The 14,937-nt window shown below is 62.7% G+C and carries 23 protein-coding genes; 14 read left to right on the forward strand and 9 right to left on the reverse strand.

Annotation, left to right across the window (positions count from 1 at the left end):
* Positions 1-67 precede the first annotated feature (67 nt).
* Both CIT37_RS13215 and CIT37_RS13220 read left to right on the forward strand, forming a co-directional pair.
* Positions 68-823, forward strand: a complete 756-nt coding sequence (locus tag CIT37_RS13215; RefSeq protein WP_095425748.1) for an outer membrane protein — start codon at positions 68-70, stop codon at positions 821-823.
* Positions 824-1,091: 268 nt separating this feature from the next.
* The gene (locus CIT37_RS13220) at positions 1,092-1,607 is read left to right on the forward strand and encodes a Spy/CpxP family protein refolding chaperone (RefSeq protein ID WP_095425717.1); all 516 of its coding nucleotides are present in this window, start codon (positions 1,092-1,094) and stop codon (positions 1,605-1,607) included.
* A gap of 142 nt (positions 1,608-1,749) precedes the next feature.
* On the opposite strand, the gene CIT37_RS13225 is transcribed toward CIT37_RS13220, so the two are convergent.
* Positions 1,750-1,962: a hypothetical protein gene (locus tag CIT37_RS13225; RefSeq protein WP_095425716.1), complete on the reverse strand. Its 213-nt coding sequence runs from the start codon at positions 1,960-1,962 to the stop codon at positions 1,750-1,752.
* Between the two features lie 99 nt (positions 1,963-2,061).
* On the opposite strand from CIT37_RS13225, the gene CIT37_RS13230 reads away from it, so the two are divergent.
* Together CIT37_RS13230 and CIT37_RS13235 are read left to right on the forward strand one after the other, a co-directional pair.
* Entirely contained in the window at positions 2,062-2,580 is a 519-nt protein-coding gene (locus CIT37_RS13230; protein WP_244611233.1) for a hypothetical protein, read from the forward strand.
* Between the two features lie 174 nt (positions 2,581-2,754).
* Entirely contained in the window at positions 2,755-4,140 is a 1,386-nt protein-coding gene (locus tag CIT37_RS13235) for a TAXI family TRAP transporter solute-binding subunit (protein WP_174719459.1), read from the forward strand.
* A gap of 437 nt (positions 4,141-4,577) precedes the next feature.
* Here the strand turns inward: CIT37_RS13235 and CIT37_RS13240 are convergent, their stop codons facing one another.
* Entirely contained in the window at positions 4,578-4,838 is a 261-nt protein-coding gene (locus CIT37_RS13240; RefSeq protein WP_095425715.1) for a hypothetical protein, read from the reverse strand.
* A gap of 261 nt (positions 4,839-5,099) precedes the next feature.
* On the opposite strand from CIT37_RS13240, the gene rocF reads away from it, so the two are divergent.
* From rocF to CIT37_RS13270, 6 genes are all read left to right on the forward strand, one after another.
* Entirely contained in the window at positions 5,100-6,077 is a 978-nt protein-coding gene (rocF, locus tag CIT37_RS13245; RefSeq protein ID WP_028142630.1) for an arginase, read from the forward strand.
* Positions 6,078-6,363: 286 nt separating this feature from the next.
* Entirely contained in the window at positions 6,364-6,702 is a 339-nt protein-coding gene (locus CIT37_RS13250) for a hypothetical protein (protein ID WP_028142629.1), read from the forward strand.
* A gap of 127 nt (positions 6,703-6,829) precedes the next feature.
* Positions 6,830-7,174, forward strand: coding sequence for a DUF1236 domain-containing protein (locus CIT37_RS13255; protein ID WP_018319180.1), 345 nt, complete (start codon positions 6,830-6,832; stop codon positions 7,172-7,174).
* A 105-nt stretch (positions 7,175-7,279) separates the two neighbouring features.
* Positions 7,280-7,702 carry a hypothetical protein gene (locus tag CIT37_RS13260; protein ID WP_152036332.1) on the forward strand — a complete coding sequence of 141 codons (423 nt, stop codon included), beginning with the start codon at positions 7,280-7,282 and terminating at the stop codon, positions 7,700-7,702.
* A 258-nt stretch (positions 7,703-7,960) separates the two neighbouring features.
* Positions 7,961-8,470, forward strand: a complete 510-nt coding sequence (locus CIT37_RS13265) for a PRC-barrel domain-containing protein (protein WP_028142627.1) — start codon at positions 7,961-7,963, stop codon at positions 8,468-8,470.
* A gap of 270 nt (positions 8,471-8,740) precedes the next feature.
* Positions 8,741-9,025 (forward strand): hypothetical protein, encoded by a 285-nt coding sequence (locus CIT37_RS13270; protein WP_028142626.1) that lies wholly within the window; start codon positions 8,741-8,743, stop codon positions 9,023-9,025.
* Between the two features lie 64 nt (positions 9,026-9,089).
* Here CIT37_RS13270 and CIT37_RS13275 read toward each other — a convergent pair whose 3' ends face one another.
* The 4 genes from CIT37_RS13275 to CIT37_RS13290 form a co-directional block, all read right to left on the reverse strand.
* Positions 9,090-10,376 carry an NRAMP family divalent metal transporter gene (locus CIT37_RS13275; protein WP_028142625.1) on the reverse strand — a complete coding sequence of 429 codons (1,287 nt, stop codon included), beginning with the start codon at positions 10,374-10,376 and terminating at the stop codon, positions 9,090-9,092.
* Positions 10,377-10,629: 253 nt separating this feature from the next.
* Positions 10,630-10,815 carry a hypothetical protein gene (locus CIT37_RS13280; protein WP_028142624.1) on the reverse strand — a complete coding sequence of 62 codons (186 nt, stop codon included), beginning with the start codon at positions 10,813-10,815 and terminating at the stop codon, positions 10,630-10,632.
* A gap of 236 nt (positions 10,816-11,051) precedes the next feature.
* Positions 11,052-11,678 (reverse strand): hypothetical protein, encoded by a 627-nt coding sequence (locus CIT37_RS13285; protein WP_028142623.1) that lies wholly within the window; start codon positions 11,676-11,678, stop codon positions 11,052-11,054.
* A gap of 25 nt (positions 11,679-11,703) precedes the next feature.
* Positions 11,704-12,024, reverse strand: coding sequence for a hypothetical protein (locus tag CIT37_RS13290; protein WP_038947871.1), 321 nt, complete (start codon positions 12,022-12,024; stop codon positions 11,704-11,706).
* A 421-nt stretch (positions 12,025-12,445) separates the two neighbouring features.
* Here CIT37_RS13290 and CIT37_RS13295 point away from each other — a divergent pair, with 421 nt between their 5' ends.
* Positions 12,446-12,667, forward strand: a complete 222-nt coding sequence (locus tag CIT37_RS13295; protein WP_028142621.1) for a hypothetical protein — start codon at positions 12,446-12,448, stop codon at positions 12,665-12,667.
* A gap of 201 nt (positions 12,668-12,868) precedes the next feature.
* Here the strand turns inward: CIT37_RS13295 and CIT37_RS13300 are convergent, their stop codons facing one another.
* Complete coding sequence (locus tag CIT37_RS13300; protein WP_152036334.1) at positions 12,869-13,063, reverse strand: hypothetical protein; 195 nt, start codon at positions 13,061-13,063, stop codon at positions 12,869-12,871.
* Positions 13,064-13,189: 126 nt separating this feature from the next.
* Here CIT37_RS13300 and CIT37_RS13305 point away from each other — a divergent pair, with 126 nt between their 5' ends.
* The 3 genes from CIT37_RS13305 to CIT37_RS13315 all read left to right on the forward strand — a co-directional run bounded on the left by CIT37_RS13305 (position 13,190) and on the right by CIT37_RS13315 (position 14,524).
* The gene (locus tag CIT37_RS13305; RefSeq protein ID WP_028142620.1) at positions 13,190-13,417 is read left to right on the forward strand and encodes a hypothetical protein; all 228 of its coding nucleotides are present in this window, start codon (positions 13,190-13,192) and stop codon (positions 13,415-13,417) included.
* Positions 13,418-13,850: 433 nt separating this feature from the next.
* A complete protein-coding gene (locus CIT37_RS13310; RefSeq protein ID WP_028142619.1) occupies positions 13,851-14,099 on the forward strand; it encodes a hypothetical protein in 249 nt (82 codons plus the stop codon).
* A 155-nt stretch (positions 14,100-14,254) separates the two neighbouring features.
* The gene (locus tag CIT37_RS13315; protein WP_028142618.1) at positions 14,255-14,524 is read left to right on the forward strand and encodes a DUF6894 family protein; all 270 of its coding nucleotides are present in this window, start codon (positions 14,255-14,257) and stop codon (positions 14,522-14,524) included.
* Here the strand turns inward: CIT37_RS13315 and CIT37_RS13320 are convergent.
* Positions 14,518-14,724, reverse strand: coding sequence for a hypothetical protein (locus tag CIT37_RS13320; protein WP_028142617.1), 207 nt, complete (start codon positions 14,722-14,724; stop codon positions 14,518-14,520). The two genes, CIT37_RS13315 and CIT37_RS13320, sit on opposite strands and share 7 nt — an antisense overlap.
* Positions 14,721-14,921 (reverse strand): hypothetical protein, encoded by a 201-nt coding sequence (locus CIT37_RS13325; RefSeq protein WP_028142616.1) that lies wholly within the window; start codon positions 14,919-14,921, stop codon positions 14,721-14,723. Before CIT37_RS13325 ends, CIT37_RS13320 begins: the two co-directional genes overlap by 4 nt.
* Positions 14,922-14,937: the final 16 nt, after the last annotated feature.

A 14,937-nucleotide genomic window follows, 5' to 3' on the forward strand; every position in this document is an offset into this window, starting at 1 on the left:
TACTTATGCACGATTACGTGCACAAGAGTTGTCGATCAACAATAAGCTTGGATACGGAGACAATCTCATGAGGAAACTCCTGCTTGCCGCTGTCAGCGTCGCATCCATGGGCCTGGCGGCCCCTGCAACGGCTGCCGACATGGCCGTCAAGGCCCCGCCACCAGCACCGGTCGTGACGATCTACAACTGGAGCGGGTTCTACATCGGCGCTAACGGCGGTTGGGGACGAGCCGAAAGCTGCGTGGATTTCGTGACGCTCGCCGGGACAGTGGCGGCCGGTTGTGCTGATCGCAACGGTGGTCTGATCGGCGGTCAGATCGGCTATCGCTGGCAGACCAATCAGTTCGTCTTCGGCCTCGAAGCACAGGGCGATTGGGCCGACATCAAGAGAACGCGTGTGAGCCTGGTCGATCCGCTTATTTCGACCACGGGCAAAACCGATGGCATCGGCCTATTCACTGCCCAGCTTGGTTGGGCGTGGGATGCGTCCCTGTTCTACGTGAAGGGGGGCGCGGCCGTCACTCACAATCGCTTTGACATCTTCAACAACGTCACCGGTGTAGGCCTCGCCTCGGCTGGCCACACGCGCTGGGGCGGTGCCCTTGGTGTCGGCTGGGAATATGGCTTCGCGCCGAACTGGTCGTTCGGCGTTGAATACGACCATCTCTGGATGGGGCGCGACAGCGGTACCTTCGCCGGCGTGGTCACGCCCGGAGGCTTGACGCTTACGGGCAGCGGGGTCAGCCAGGACGTCGATATGATCACCCTACGCCTCAATTATCGCTTCGGCGGTTACACGGCCCCGGTCGCAGCACGTTACTAGTCCACTAGTGGGACTCAGCAGCTGGCCCCGGGTTTCCCCCCGGGGCCTTCTGTTGCTCGTCCGACGAACGCCGCGTCGCGCTGTGCTGCGATGAAAGGTTGAGGGCCGCGCGTCCGAATGGGGGCGCAAGAACGGACATGTCGGAGTTACCGCCTGGCCTGTGCGCCGCAATTCTTTCTCCAAGTCTCTTGATTTGAATCAACGCGACTTCGTCCTGCCGACGATTGTTTGCGCGGTGCCTGGGGGTCACTAACCGAGGAGGTCGCCGATGATGAAGATAGTAGCGATCGGAACAGTAGCACTCCTTCTTGTCGCACCGTCGATTGCCAGGGCGCAAGCTAACTCCGCTGCAACGCCAGAACGGCTAAACGCAGTAGACCGAAATACACTGATGGACATGCGGATCGATTTGACCAAGGCCGCCTTGCAGCTGACACCTGACCAGGAAAAACTCTGGCCGCCTGTCGAGAGCGCCATTCGTGCCAGGGCGGAGGATCGGAAGGCCCGGGTTGCAAAGATTTCGGAAACAGTGGGCAGACGGACCGACCAAAATGCCGTCGAAACCATCCGCAATCGTGACCCCATCGCCTTCCTGCAACGACGCTCGGAGGCATTGGCTCAACGATCAGCCGATTTGGATAAACTCGCCGAGGCGTGGCAGCCACTTTACAAGACCCTCAATCCCGAACAGAGGCAGCGCATGGGGGCCATCGCGGTCCTTGTACTTCACGACATGAGTGATGTCGTGGAGCGACGTCGTGCGCAGGCCGACGACGAAGACTGAGTTTGATTCATACCTGCCGCGTGATGGTCTGAACATGCGCGGCTAACTGACTTAGGCCTGGGCGATGTCCCCTTTGCCAAAGCCGACATCCCCGGGCCAACGTCTACGTGATGGGGCTCTTGGAAAGCCAATGATTGGGAAGTCACCCCATCGATCCGTACGTGCACGGTTCTGACAGGGGCGGCAGGCTCATCCACTTAGCTCTGGCCAACTCTCGCTCCAAAGCTGGGGAAGGTCGATCCGTTGCCGCCCAGACCTTCACCATCCGGCGGGCAAACACCTCCGTCAGGATCGTACTGAGAACGGAGGTAACGACCATCAGCACCAGTTCCGCATTGAAAATTTCCGCGGTCAACAGCCGCTCCCCGGCGGAGGAACCGTTGATCTAGCGCAACGCCCGCCTAGCACGGGAGGGTGCATCATCGAGCGGGCAGGAAACCGTGGAGTAAGGTCCATGATGCAGATGAATGTACGAAACGTTGCATTAGCAGCCTCGACGTTCACTTGTGCGATGCTGCTCTCCTTCAGTTGGTCCGAGCAAGGCGGCGCTTCGCTTTCTACCGATAGCGCACAAGCACGGGTCGGTCGTCCCCTGACACCAGTGAGCGTTGCGGGTGTTGCACGCCGACAAAACCGGCGGGCTGCATATGGATACGGGGCGGGCGTCGTCGGCGCCGGCATTGGCGCGGCAGCGGTTGGCACCGCCGCGGCGGTCGCGGCCACCCAACCCTGGAACTGGGGTGGTACCGGTTACTATGGCAGGCCATACGTGGGTGGCGGCGCGTTGGCGGCCAACGCCTATTATGGCGGTCCGATTGAAACCAGTCCCTACTATCTCCAAAAGGCCTACCCGGCGAATGGTCCCTGGCATGGCTTTAGCGGATGGGCCGACTACAAGGCTCGCGCCGGCATTGTCTGCGATCCCGGCACCATGATCAAAGGCCCTGATGGCCTGATGCATGTCTGCCAGTAAAGCTTGAGCGCGGATGAGGAGGAGGCGGCTCAAGAGCCGCCTCCTGGTGGCAGAAATACAACTCGAGCGAATTTGGAGAGTTCGTCCCGCTGTTCGAGTAGCTAACCTTGACCAATCGGCGGTGCTCGGAAGTCTGCAGGGTCTGCCGTTGGGACGAAAGGCCAGCCGGGTACCATGGATGATCTGTCGAGAATTCGCATTGACGGTGCCAAACTGCCGAGTTGGCTTCGCATCGTCGTCGTCCTGGCGCTAGCACTGCTGGCCGCGGGTGCAAGCCTGTTCGCGTATCGCTGGCACGTCCGACCGGTGACGCTGTCGATCGCAGTTGGGTCATTGGATGGCGACGCCCCCAAAATCGTGTCGGCGCTCGCGAGCAGGCTTGTCCTCAACAACGCGCCGGTCCGGCTGAAGGTGGTGGAGACTACCGGCCCAATTGAATCCGCGGAAGCGTTTTCCTCTGGCAAGACGGACCTTGCTGTGGTCCGCGGAGATGTCGGCGACCTTTCACAAGCGCAAGCCATCGTCGTCCTCGCCGAAGCCGTTGCGCTGCTGTTTGCACCGCCGGGATCGCCGATCAAGGACATGGCTGGCCTAAAGCGTACAACAGTAGGGGTGGTTGCGGGCGACACTAATGAGAAGATCGTCAGCGTATTGACAAAGGCATATGACCTCGACCGCGCCAACGTTGCTTTCAAAAGTGTCGCGCTCGACCAGGTTCGCCGCACTCTCGACACAAAGGAAATACGTGCCGTCCTTCTCGTAGCGCCGCTGAGCGAGAAGTACGTATCATTGGTGCGAGGTTTATTCCCGCAGACTCCGAAGAGCGCACCGGTCCTGATTCCAATCGAGAATGCCGGTGCGATTGCCGAGAAGGAGCGCGCTTACGAGAGCTTCGACATCCCAAAGGGAACACTACGCGGATCTCCTCCCGTTCCTGAGGACGACGTGACCACTTTGAAGGCTTCTTTCTACATCGTCGGCAAGAAGAGCCTGGACAACGATATGATCGCCGGCTTCACGCAAGCCATTGCCCGCGCTCGCAGAGACGTTTTGGCCGAATTGCCGGTTCTCGCGCAATTCAAGGCGCCCGATACGGACGCCGGCGCCTATCTCCCCGTTCACCCCGGCGCCGCAGAGTTCTACAACGGTAGCCAACTGACCTTCTTGGACAAGTGGAGCAACGCCATCTTCTTGGCGCCAATGGCGCTCGGCGCGCTTGCCACGATCCTTGCGGCGGCATGGCAGTTTCTTAGATTCGGCGACCTCAAGCCAAGAGAACCCGCGCTTGATTTGCTCTATGCATTGGGGAGACGAATAAGACACGCCGAGAACGAAGCGAATTTGTTGGAGATCGAGACTGAGATCGACGAGGTACTGAGCGCGCAGCGCACCAGAGCAAACGAGGACGTATCCACCCTCGATACGGCCACACTAAATGTTGCCGCACATCGGCTCGAGAACCTGATACAAGATCGTCGCGCGGCACTCGGCGCGCGACCTTCCAGGGAAGCGCACGATGCGAAGCGGGCAGCGGTCGGGCCAGCATCGAAGGACAATTAGCGCACGGGGCGCCGACCAGCGGGAGATCAGGGATTGCCTCAGTTGGCGGCCTCTTTCGCTCTCAACGCGTGTCCGTTATTGGACCCTTAGCCGAACAAGGCCGGGGGCATTATGGTGTCCGCTATCGGTGGTAGAGCGGGCGCGGGCCGTGCTCACTTCGACCACCGGTTGTGACCCCACAGCAGACGATAGGCTGTTCGCTCGGCATGTGGCTGTGCCGCCTTGCTTAAGCAAGCGGCTTGGCGACGTCGCGAACGCAATTGGCTTGAGCGACCGGGTTCAGCATTCGACCCTTCAAGGTGAAAATTGCCGTTGGCAGGTGCCACCGCGGCAATGCGACGAATAGTGCCTTCAGCACATCGGCTCCGGGGCCGAACCGCAGCGCCGAGCCAGTCCCGATGGTGGACGGTCTCACCGAACGGGCGGTTGCAGAAAAGCTATCGCCGCCGCGCGACCGCGACCCCGAAGAGGAAAGCGACGAACAGGCTCGCAAGCGGCGCCTCGCGCGTGATCGCTGCGACCGTCGCGAGTGCCCCGCCGGGCTTGCGCGATTCCTCGACTGCGGAGGTCAGACGATCAACCGCTGCGTGCAGGCCTCCGGCGACTTCACCCACCGTGCGGGAGACGTCCGCCGCGGTATCGATGGCACGTTCGGCCATGCCGGGTTGCGAGGTGGATTTCGGTATCTCCGTGCTCAACTGCGCGACCTCCAGACCTGACGATGGGCCGGCACCTTTGGCTATCCGCGCGAGCGCTCGTTCTGAACAGCGGGTCTTGATGACCTTTGGCTATCCGCGACAGGCGCCGTGGTTTACGGCGGGTGCCGGCCTTGGATGGGCAATTCAGCGCGCGGGATTTTGTTCCGAACGATAGGACGTCCACGGCGGACCTACCCCGGGAAACGACGGGTGCGAATCTCTGTTAGGCTGGCGGTGGCTCGTTGATGTCAGGAGACAGCCGTGACCGATCGGACCGTGACGGATCGAGGCCGGCGCATCGCCTTGCTCGGCGCTCCCATCGACATGGGGGCTTCGCAGCGCGGCACCTTGATGGGCCCCGCGGCGCTGCGCACCGCAGGCCTTGCGACACTGCTCGAAAGCCTGGATTTCGAGGTCGTCGACTACGGCGATCTTTCCGTGGCCGAAGTCGGGGACCTCACCGACAGGCCGCCGGAAAGGGCCAATCACTACCGCGAGATCCAGCGCTGGACGCGCGTTCTGAGCCAACGAGGCCATGAGATCGCGAGAACCGGCGCGCTGCCGATCTTTCTCGGCGGCGATCACACACTGTCCATGGGTTCGGTCAATGCCATGGCGCGTCATTGGCAGGAGCGTGGACGCGAGCTGTTCGTGCTCTGGCTCGATGCCCATGCCGACTACAACACGCCGCAGACGACGATCACGGCGAACATGCACGGCATGTCGGCCGCGTTCCTGTGTGGTGAGCCCGGCCTCGAGGGCCTGCTCGGCGACGATCCGCGCGCTTCGATCACCCCTGACAGGCTCGATTTGTTCGGTGCGCGCTCGATCGACAAGCTCGAGAACGAATTGATGCGCGCGCGCCGGATCAGGGTCGTCGACATGCGTCAGATCGACGAGTTCGGCGTCGCCGTCTTGATCCGGCGCGTCATCGAGCGGGTCAAGGCGAGCAACGGCGTGCTGCATGTCAGCTTCGACGTCGATTTCCTCGACCCGTGCGTGGCGCCGGGCGTCGGCACCACGGTGCCGGGTGGAGCGACCTATCGCGAGGCACACCTGATCATGGAGCTGTTGCACGATTCCGGCGTGGTGGGATCGGTCGACATCGTCGAACTCAATCCGTTCCTGGACGAGCGCGGCCGGACCGCGCGCACGGCGGTCGAACTGATCGGCAGCCTGTTCGGCCAGCAGATCACCGACCGACCGACGCCGAGCAACGCGATCGCTCCGGGCGAGTGATGCCGTCGCCTTCAAAATTAGGCAGGAACATTCCCTCGGTTGCCAAGTTTTCCCGATGCCCTTCCCCAAGGGCGACCCCGTATGGCCTCAGCTCGAACGCCCCCGATATCCCCGCGAGCTGGGGCCTTTTTTCTGCTCCGGCAGATTGGATATCGATGGTGCACGCAGGTCTCTCTCGTTCGGGGCGCTTCAGTATGTTCGTCAGAGAGATCGGCTGGTGACCCGGCCGGAACTTTGCCGACATAACACCGTTCCCGATGTGCGGGCGCGAACGTAGGCGGACACCATGAAATGGATGCTTGTGGTCCTCGTGGGTGGCGTCGCCCCCGTCAATACCGATCTCGTATTCGACAAGTTCAGTGACTGCCTGTCCGCCGAAGCGCAAATGCGACAGCACTACTCCGATGCGTTCGATGCCTGGGACCGTGTGGCCGCCGCAAGAATCGACCGGCGTAGCGACTACAGGAAGGCCCGCGATCTCGAGGCGAAAAAACTGCTGAGCAACGTGGGCACCTGTGTGCCACACGGCGGGGGAGATTCTGTTGCGCCGGCGGAGCAGCCCAAGCCGCCCGCCGCACCTTCGCAGCAACCCGCTGCGCCGCCGCAGCCGACACCGCGACCTTAGCGAACGCCGCGCGGGCCCTTCGGCCAAATTGGGTCCTGCGACGTCGGGAAAAAGTGGCAACATCTTTGGAACCTTGTCATCGGTCCCTGGGTTCTCGCAAGCCGCATCCTGCGGTGAGGAGATACCCATGAAGAAGCTGATGCTGACGTGCGCGGCTGCTGCGCTGATCTCGACCGGCGCGCTGGCGCAGTCGACCGTCGTCACCACCACCGGCACCGGCCATGCCGCCGCCGTGCAGATCGAGCCGGAATACCGCACAAAGATTCGTACCTACGTGACCGAACACAAGGTGCGCCCGGTGCAGACCCGAGAGAAAATCGTGGTCGGCCAGCCGGTGCCGCGCGAGGTCGAGCTCGAGGCCGTGCCCGCCGATTGGGGCCCCTCGCTCACCAGGTACCGTTACGTCTACTCGGGCGAACGCGTGATGCTGGTCGATCCGTCGACGCGCACGGTCGTCCAAGAGATCGACTAAGTCCCGGGAGGCGGGTCGCTGAGCAGGCGGCCCGCCTCCCGCCAGCCCGGCCCCGCCCAATACCTCACCCTTATTCTTATTTCTTATTCTTGTTTGCGAGCGGTCATGCCGATCATTCGATATTTCGTCTTCGTCGGCGGGCTCCTGCTGACCTTGCTGTTCGCTGCCGACCGGTACTTGCCGGCTCCCGGCGAGCCTGCAGCGATGGCAGATCCTGACAGAACCATCATCCGGATCACGTCGGCAAGAAGATTACCGGAGAAGATCGTATTCGATACGCGTCTGAGCGCCGATGTGCCGAAGATCGCCCAGGCCGATCCAACTCCTGAAGAACCTCGGCAGCAAATGCGTGAAGCCATGGCCGCCATGCCTGCAGCACCGTTCGACCAGATTAAGAAAGAACCGCCCGCGCGAATCTCCGCAGAGGCCCGTTCGCATCCGAAGCGCTCGGCCAAATCATCGAAAAGGGCATCCGAGCGACGGCTTGCCTTCGAGCGGCACGACCCGTTGTCCGGCGGATGGTGGTGAGCGGAAAACTTCGCAAGTGATGTAAAGGAAAAGGCCGCGCCCATAATGGCGGTGGTGCCGATGCCAGTGGCGCCGAACGACCGGATAAGATCCGCCGTAATAGGCGTAGGCGGGGCGCGCGATGCGGCGATAGCGATAGCCGCAGGAAACAGGCGCTGTGAGCCGCCGCCCCAGTGCCCAACCGGGAACAAGTGGAACATTCACGCGTTGGCGGGCGGGCATCCCATCTGGATGCTGGTTCACTGGAGGAGACGATCGATGAAGACAATTTTTGCCGCAGCTCTGATCACCAGCACGCTGATCAGCGGCGCTGCGTTGGCGCAATCCACCCCGCCTGCTGACCGAGCGGCTCCTGCTGCTACCGCACAGCCGGCCGATAAGATGATGCTGAAGGACAATTGGCGCGCTTCGAAGCTCATGGGCCTGAACGTCTACAACGAAGCCAACGAGAAGCTCGGCGACATCAACGAACTGCTCGTCGACAAGAGCGGCAAGATCAACGCGGTGGTGATCGGCATCGGCGGCTTCCTGGGAATGGGCGAGCACGACATCGCCGTCTCGATGGACAAGCTGAAGTTCGTGGAAGAGCCTGTGCGGACCAGCTCGACCAGCACTTCGACCACCTCCCGCGAGACGACGACCGGCGCGGCTTCGACCAACGCCACGACCCGCAACACCAATGATTGGGTCCCCGATCACGCCGTCATGAGCGGAAACAAGGAGCAGTTGAAGGCGCTCCCGCAGTTCAAATATTCGGACTACAACTGACAGGACGAAACGTTATCGAGATCGAGGGCCTCCATTTGGAGGCCCTTTTCATGCCGACCCACACCGGAGCCGCTTGCAGCGGCGCTTAACACTCAGCCACGTGTATTGAAGCTATTCACTCGGTTCGGCAATGCGGTGCCGGGCCGGGTCGATTTCCCGACCGCAGGATCGTGGCCTCTGCAGGCTGGAACCGCCCGTCCCGAAGGAGGCGGGGAACCGGGAGGGGCGCCATTGAATTAACCCTGCATGAGGACAACAGCGGATCTTTCGATGACAAACACTCGTTTCGCGAGCTCCATCTCTGCCGCCCTCCGCCATCCCGGTGTGATCGCGCTGATCGTCGCTGGCGTGACGATTGCGGCAATGCTGATTGTCGATCACGGCCCCTGGAGCCGCGCCAAGACCCAGCCGGCCCATATTGCGATGTATGCGACCACGGGAGAAGCGGCACGGGCCGCCGGTGCCGCGGTGCTCCCGACCAACCCGAAATCACCGATCGAGCCGTCACGGCCGGGACCCAAGACGTCGCCGACCGTCAACCCCGTGACGCCGTAGCTTCGCTGCTCACGATGAGTGGAGCCGCCTCGCAGATCTCGGCGGCGTTGTCGCCGCTCTAACCTCAGCCGATCACCGACGAGCCGAGCAAGGCGAGCACGGCCAGCGCCATCAGCGCGGTGCCGAGCCAGCCCAGCGCGATCAGCCATGACCGGGCCCTGAAGCGGCCCATGATCGCGCGGCTCGAAACGATCAGCATCATCATCGCCATGATGGGCACAGCGACGATGCCGTTCAGCACTGCGCTCCACACCAGCATGTGGATGGAGTCGATGCCCGTGAAGCCGAGGCCGAAGCCGATGATGGTTGCCGCGGCGATGATGGTGTAGAAGCCGGCGGCTTCGTCGGGCTTGGCCTCCAGCGTGGCACGCCAGCCGAAGATCTCCGCGACGCCGTAGGCGGCCGAGCCCGCCAGCACCGGGATCGCGAGCAGGCCCGTGCCGATGATGCCGATCGCGAACAGCGCGAAGGTGAAATCGCCGGCCAGCGGCCGCAGCGCTTCGGCCGCCTCCGTTGCCGAATTGATCTTGGTGACGCCGTTGGCATGCAGGACCGACGCGGTGGTGAGGATGATGAAGAAGGCGATGCCGTTGGACAGCAGCATGCCCGACAAGGTGTCGATCTTGATGCGGTCGAGCTCGTGGGTGCCTCCGCGCTTGAGCTCGCGCAGCGGCTTGTCGCGCTCGCCCTGATTCATCTCCTCGACCTCCTGCGAGGCCTGCCAGAAGAACAGATAGGGGCTGATGGTGGTGCCGAGCACGGCCACGACCATCATCAGATAATCGGCGCTGACATCGGCCTTGGGCCACACCGCGGCGAGCAGCGCCGTGCTCCACGGGATCTTGACGGTGAAGGCGGTCGCGACATAGGCGAACAGCGCCAAGGTGAGGAATTTCAGCACCGGCGAATAGCGGCGATAGGGCAGGAACACCTGGAGCAGGGTCGAGCCCGCCGCGAAGATCAGCGCGTGCTCGTGGTTGAGGCCGCCGATGACGAGCGAGAGCGCCTCGGCCATCGCGGCGATGTCGGCGGCGATGTTGAACGTGTTGGCGGCAACGAGCATGGCGACCAGGCTCAGCACCGCCCAGCGCGGCGCGAGCTTCATGACGTTGGCGGCAAGTCCCTTGCCGGTGACCCGGCCGATCTGCGCGCTGACGAGCTGGATCGCGATCATGAACGGTGTGGTCAGAAATACCGTCCATAGCAGCCCGTAGCCGAATTGCGCGCCGGCTTGCGAATAGGTGGCGATGCCCGAGGGATCGTCGTCGGCAGCTCCGGTGATGAGGCCCGGCCCCAGCCTTTGCAGCAACGTCGGCGCGGATTTCGTCGGCGTGAGAGCGCGGTCGCTCATGAACGGGGTCCTCGTCGGGGCAGATGCTTTCACAGCAAATGCTAATCAGGGAACGAAAGTTCCTCGCCGCGCAGGCGTCCTATCTATTTCTGATAATGCTAAATCGACTTGACTGTCGGGCAAAACAGGTGTAGATTGCCATCATCGCAAAAATTCCCGCAGCCCAAATTCTCGCAAGCTCAAGTCAGCCCGCGAGGCTGCTTGCCGCCGGCGGCGGGCCTTTGAACGTCGGGGATGAAGGAAGTCGGCCGCGCTACTTGACGCTGACGAACATGCCCCAGGCGGCGGCCAGTGCGGCGCCGGAAAAGACGATCAGCGGATTATCGCAGAATGCGCTGCCATAGCTGCACATGGTGACGCCGAACGAGCCGATCTCGTGATGGCTCGCGGAGTAGAACAATCCCGACAGTACCAGCAATGCAGCGGCGACGTAGTACATGGCAATCTCTCCGACGCTTTCCCGATTGCATTCGCGCAAGCACATGTCCCAGCATGGCGCGAAGAGATTTCATTTCGCCAAATCCGCTTTGCTGCATTTGAGTTAAAGTTTGATCTGTCGGGCAAAGCATCCGCAGGATGAGAGAATCGGGACGTGATAGCGCTGCGCTGACGGCGCATTCCCATCAAAAAAGGCCCCGCGTCGCGGGGCCTTTGTCGTGGCGGGTGTGGGATGGCCTATCGCCGCGTGCCCACGCCGTAGAGCTCGCGCTCGCGGCCGATGTCCTCGGGAGACAATGGCGGGCTTGCGGCATCGAAGTCGCTCCAGCCGGCTTTCTGCCAGGCCGCGCTGCGATCCTGCAGGTTCACTGACTTCTCGTGGAGAAGCGCATCGAGGCGCGCGCGGTCCTGGTCGGGCACCCTCGCGGACACCAGCGTGCCGCCGCGGCGAATGCCCTCGGCATAACGCGAGGCATCTTCCTTGGAGACGCCGGCCTGCGTCAGGGCGCCGACGATGCCGCCGGTGGCCGCGCCGGCAGCGGCGCCGACGGCGGTCGAGGCGAGCCAGCCCGCCGCGACGACCGGTCCGAGGCCGGGGATCGCCAGCAGGCCGAGGCCTGCGAGCAGGCCCGCCGCGCCGCCGAGGCCGGCGCCGATGCCGGCTCCGGTCCCGGCGCCTTCAGCGCGATCGTCGACGCCGTCGCGATCACGGTCGACCTTACCGGACCGCGAGCCGTACCAATTGTCCGAATTGTTGGCGACGATGCTGATATCGGAATGCGCCACGCCGGCGCCTTCGAGCCGGGTCACGGCGCGTTCGGCATCGGAGTAATTGTCGTAAAGGCGTGAGATGGTGACGGTCATTGTGAGGTCTCCTGGTGATTGCTTGTTACTTGGTGGGGTTCACGTTGCCCTGGAAGTCCAGGCTGACGTCGGTTTTGGTGCCGGCCTTGTCGGCCTTGCCGCGCCAGACGCCCTCGTTGTCCTTTTGCAGGCCGGAGACGTTGGAATATCCCGCTTCTTCGATCTTCGATTTTGCCTGTCCCTCGGTGAAGCTGTTGCGGCCGGCGACCGGCTTGTTCGAGTTGTTCTGGTCCGAGCTGTTGACGGCGTTGTTGCCCGGCCCGCTCTGAGCAGGCTGTGACTGCGCGCCAGCGGGTACCGCTCCGAGCAGCAACATGGTCGTGGCAAGTAGAGTGAGACGTCGCATTTTTTTGTCCTCCAGCAGGTGAATGTGCCGGCGACAACAAGTGAGATTCGAATTGGTTGCTTACGTTTGAAGCTGCCGAGTGCCGCAGCCTGTCTCGCGCCAAAACGCGCGGGTGCATCGAACCAGTTTAGGAACGTCTGCCGGTTTGTCCCGTTTATGCGCGCCTTGCGGATGCCGTTGGCAGATTTATTCCAGCCGACGCATCAATTGATACGGCACGAAGGCGCGAGGGGCGGATGATGGCCGGAGCGTGCGCGTTGAGTTGGCGCGCTGGCGGCCCCGGCATTTTCGCTCCCCACGTCCAGCCCCGGAGGTGCCTGGGGTCGCTCCCGTGCTGCTCGGCTGGTTTTTCGATTTCGGAACTTCAACTGCGCCGGTCCATTGTCGCCGGAATCATTGAACAGGCGAGACAGCTCCCATCATGCAATCCCGCTACCCGCTGTTGAAGAAATGGACGGCGCAAGACCACGAGCGATTGAAGGCATTGGCCGCAGCAGGCCGGCGGCCGGACGAGATTGCGAGCGAGCTCGATCGAAGCGAAGCGGCGGTGAGGGTGCGTGCCTGGCAGCACGGCATCGCCTTGCGGCTTGTCATTCAGAGGCGCAAGCCGTTGAAAACGGCTGGTTCGAAGGCCCGCATGTGAGCGAGGCGATCTACCCGGATGCGTCGAAGCTCAGGATCCACTCACGACGCCGCCCTGCGCAAGATAGGAGATGACCGTGCCGTCCGCGGACGGCTGGAAGTTGTCGAGGGTTGCTTCCGAGACGGTCGAGCATCGCGTTGTCGCAGGCTCGTCGCGCGTGCCGAACAACGGCACGCGGAAGTCATTGGGAAAGCGGCCGCGTCACTTCGACGATGGTGCGTCGGCTTGCGTCCTGGCGGGCTCCCAAGGCGCGGGAAGGATGACGCGGATCGGACGCGCTTCAGTGGTGCCTTGACCAGCGGGCCGGGCTTGCTCCCTGGCAGGCTCGGCCGAAGCCACGGACAGCAGTGCGACCAGCATGGCCAGCGAGGTCGTCACAAGTCTCACATCCAGCATCGAAGCCTCCGTTTCCGCGTCAACGCAGCCTGCGGGACTTGGTTCAGACGAATTCGGGAACAAGTGGTAATTTTGTAGGTTTGAAGAAGACAGATCCGGATGACCGGACTGCTGGAGGAGGACACGATGAACATCAAGACCATCATTGCCGCTGCCCTGTTGACGTCATTTGCGGCTCCCGCGTTCGCGCAGTCGTTCTACGTGGTGCAGGACGTCAAGACCAAGAAGTGCACGATCACCGAAGCGAAGCCGACGAGCACGGAAACCACCGTCGTCAGCGGCGACACCGTGTACAAGACCAGGACTGAAGCCGAGGCCGGCATGAAGACCGTCAAGGTCTGCACGTCGAACTGAGGAGAAGGACAGATGCCTGTACTTCTGCTTTGGGCCGTCCCTGCCGTGATCGTGATCGGTGGCGGCGTTTATCTGATTGGCCACATGCACTGAACCTTGATGCCGAGGGTGCCTGGCGCGCCCACGGCCCCTCTTGCGAGTGAAGTTGCGCAAGCGTCAAGCAAAGCCCGCGTGGAGCGATCCGCGCGGGCTGATTGTATATGAACCGCTCTCCGAGAGCCCCCGACGAAACACGGCTGAAACATTGCTGAAACCAGATCGTCCTGAACTCCGCGCCCGCTCGTGCCGACCAACGGAGCGAAGAGGAGAGACAATCATGATCCAGATCGGTTCGAAGGAAGAAGTCGCGTTCCTGCTGGCGCTGTTCGGCACCCACACCCAGCCGGTGAAGCGGCCGAAGCCGAAATCGCAGAAAAGGTGAGAGGCTGAACCCATGCCAGGTTTGGCCGAATGCCAGAGCCTGCTCAGGCTCCTGATCGCCAGGGGCGATCCCAAGTCCATCCCGCTCGCCAAAGGCGCCATCGATCAGTATTTGAACACGGCGCCGCTCAGCGCCCGCGGCCGCGGCCTGCGCGTGCTCCAGCGCGACGCACTCGACCAGCACGATGTGGCGGTCGGCGTGCAGCGCTCGTTCGCCGAGACGGTGGATGCCTATATCGAGCACAAGCTTGCGGAAGAGTAGGGCGCTGCGCAAGCAGGCATGGTCCGTGTCTTGCCGGATCGATCCTTGCCAGCGTTCCTTGGACGGTGTTCCCGGAACCCGTTGATCCCCAGCGAATTTTCGTCTTATTGGAAACCTTTGCCGTTCTCGGGCCTAATACGGCAAAGGATGCAACAATGCCGCGTTACTACTTCGACCTTCGCGACGACAACGGAATTGCCCTCGACGAGGAGGGGCTGGAATTGGCAAGCCCGCGCGCCGTTCGGGCCGAGGCCGCCAAGTCGCTTGCCGATATGGCACGCGATGCCGTCCTCTCGGCGCCGCCCACGGGCGGCAGGCAGACGATGGCGATCGACGTTCGCGACGCCAGCGGCCCCGTCATGCAGCTGACATTCTGGTTCGAGATCGAGACTCCGGCATCGCGATCGCAATCAGGCGATCATTGACGCGTCAACGACCTCGGCAGCGACTCTTCGGGATCCAGCACGGCGATCTTCCGGCCAAGCTGCCATACCTCGACCTTGCCGTGGCGTGTGAACTGCCGCGCGAAGCTGAGGGCGGAGGAATCCGACGGCGCCTCGAACGCTTCGGCGGAGCGGAAGATTCCGTTCTCGCCGATCAGATAAGCGCGATATTGCTGCATCATGTCGGTGCCCTCAGGCCGGGGGAGCGCAGCCAGGCCTCGATCTGCATGGCCGTTTCGTCCTGCCGGGCCCGGCGCAGCAGCATTTCGCGGCGGCGCCCCGGCGAGAGCGCGCGCGCTTCCTCGCGACAGCGCGTGGCTTCGTCGGCGAGTCTTTCGGTGAGAGTCTTGGTCTGTTTGAAACGACGGCGCGTCAGCATGGCGCTTCTCCCTGTT

It is taken from the genome of Bradyrhizobium ottawaense (assembly GCF_002278135.3).
GTDB lineage: Bacteria > Pseudomonadota > Alphaproteobacteria > Rhizobiales > Xanthobacteraceae > Bradyrhizobium > Bradyrhizobium ottawaense.

Coding starts and splice junctions, on each gene's coding strand:
- CIT37_RS13220 (WP_095425717.1), top strand. CDS start 1,092: ATGATGAAGATAGTAGCGATCGGAACAGTAGCACTCCTTCTTGTCGCA.
- CIT37_RS13215 (WP_095425748.1), top strand. CDS start 68: ATGAGGAAACTCCTGCTTGCCGCTGTCAGCGTCGCATCCATGGGCCTG.
- CIT37_RS13310 (WP_028142619.1), top strand. CDS start 13,851: ATGCCAGGTTTGGCCGAATGCCAGAGCCTGCTCAGGCTCCTGATCGCC.
- CIT37_RS13260 (WP_152036332.1), top strand. CDS start 7,280: ATGCCGATCATTCGATATTTCGTCTTCGTCGGCGGGCTCCTGCTGACC.
- CIT37_RS13270 (WP_028142626.1), top strand. CDS start 8,741: ATGACAAACACTCGTTTCGCGAGCTCCATCTCTGCCGCCCTCCGCCAT.
- CIT37_RS13285 (WP_028142623.1), bottom strand. CDS start 11,678: ATGACCGTCACCATCTCACGCCTTTACGACAATTACTCCGATGCCGAA.
- CIT37_RS13235 (WP_174719459.1), top strand. CDS start 2,755: ATGGATGATCTGTCGAGAATTCGCATTGACGGTGCCAAACTGCCGAGT.
- CIT37_RS13300 (WP_152036334.1), bottom strand. CDS start 13,063: ATGCTGGATGTGAGACTTGTGACGACCTCGCTGGCCATGCTGGTCGCA.
- CIT37_RS13275 (WP_028142625.1), bottom strand. CDS start 10,376: ATGAGCGACCGCGCTCTCACGCCGACGAAATCCGCGCCGACGTTGCTG.
- CIT37_RS13325 (WP_028142616.1), bottom strand. CDS start 14,921: ATGCTGACGCGCCGTCGTTTCAAACAGACCAAGACTCTCACCGAAAGA.
- CIT37_RS13290 (WP_038947871.1), bottom strand. CDS start 12,024: ATGCGACGTCTCACTCTACTTGCCACGACCATGTTGCTGCTCGGAGCG.
- CIT37_RS13230 (WP_244611233.1), top strand. CDS start 2,062: ATGATGCAGATGAATGTACGAAACGTTGCATTAGCAGCCTCGACGTTC.
- CIT37_RS13320 (WP_028142617.1), bottom strand. CDS start 14,724: ATGATGCAGCAATATCGCGCTTATCTGATCGGCGAGAACGGAATCTTC.
- CIT37_RS13305 (WP_028142620.1), top strand. CDS start 13,190: ATGAACATCAAGACCATCATTGCCGCTGCCCTGTTGACGTCATTTGCG.
- CIT37_RS13315 (WP_028142618.1), top strand. CDS start 14,255: ATGCCGCGTTACTACTTCGACCTTCGCGACGACAACGGAATTGCCCTC.
- CIT37_RS13295 (WP_028142621.1), top strand. CDS start 12,446: ATGCAATCCCGCTACCCGCTGTTGAAGAAATGGACGGCGCAAGACCAC.
- CIT37_RS13255 (WP_018319180.1), top strand. CDS start 6,830: ATGAAGAAGCTGATGCTGACGTGCGCGGCTGCTGCGCTGATCTCGACC.
- CIT37_RS13250 (WP_028142629.1), top strand. CDS start 6,364: ATGAAATGGATGCTTGTGGTCCTCGTGGGTGGCGTCGCCCCCGTCAAT.
- CIT37_RS13265 (WP_028142627.1), top strand. CDS start 7,961: ATGAAGACAATTTTTGCCGCAGCTCTGATCACCAGCACGCTGATCAGC.
- CIT37_RS13280 (WP_028142624.1), bottom strand. CDS start 10,815: ATGTACTACGTCGCCGCTGCATTGCTGGTACTGTCGGGATTGTTCTAC.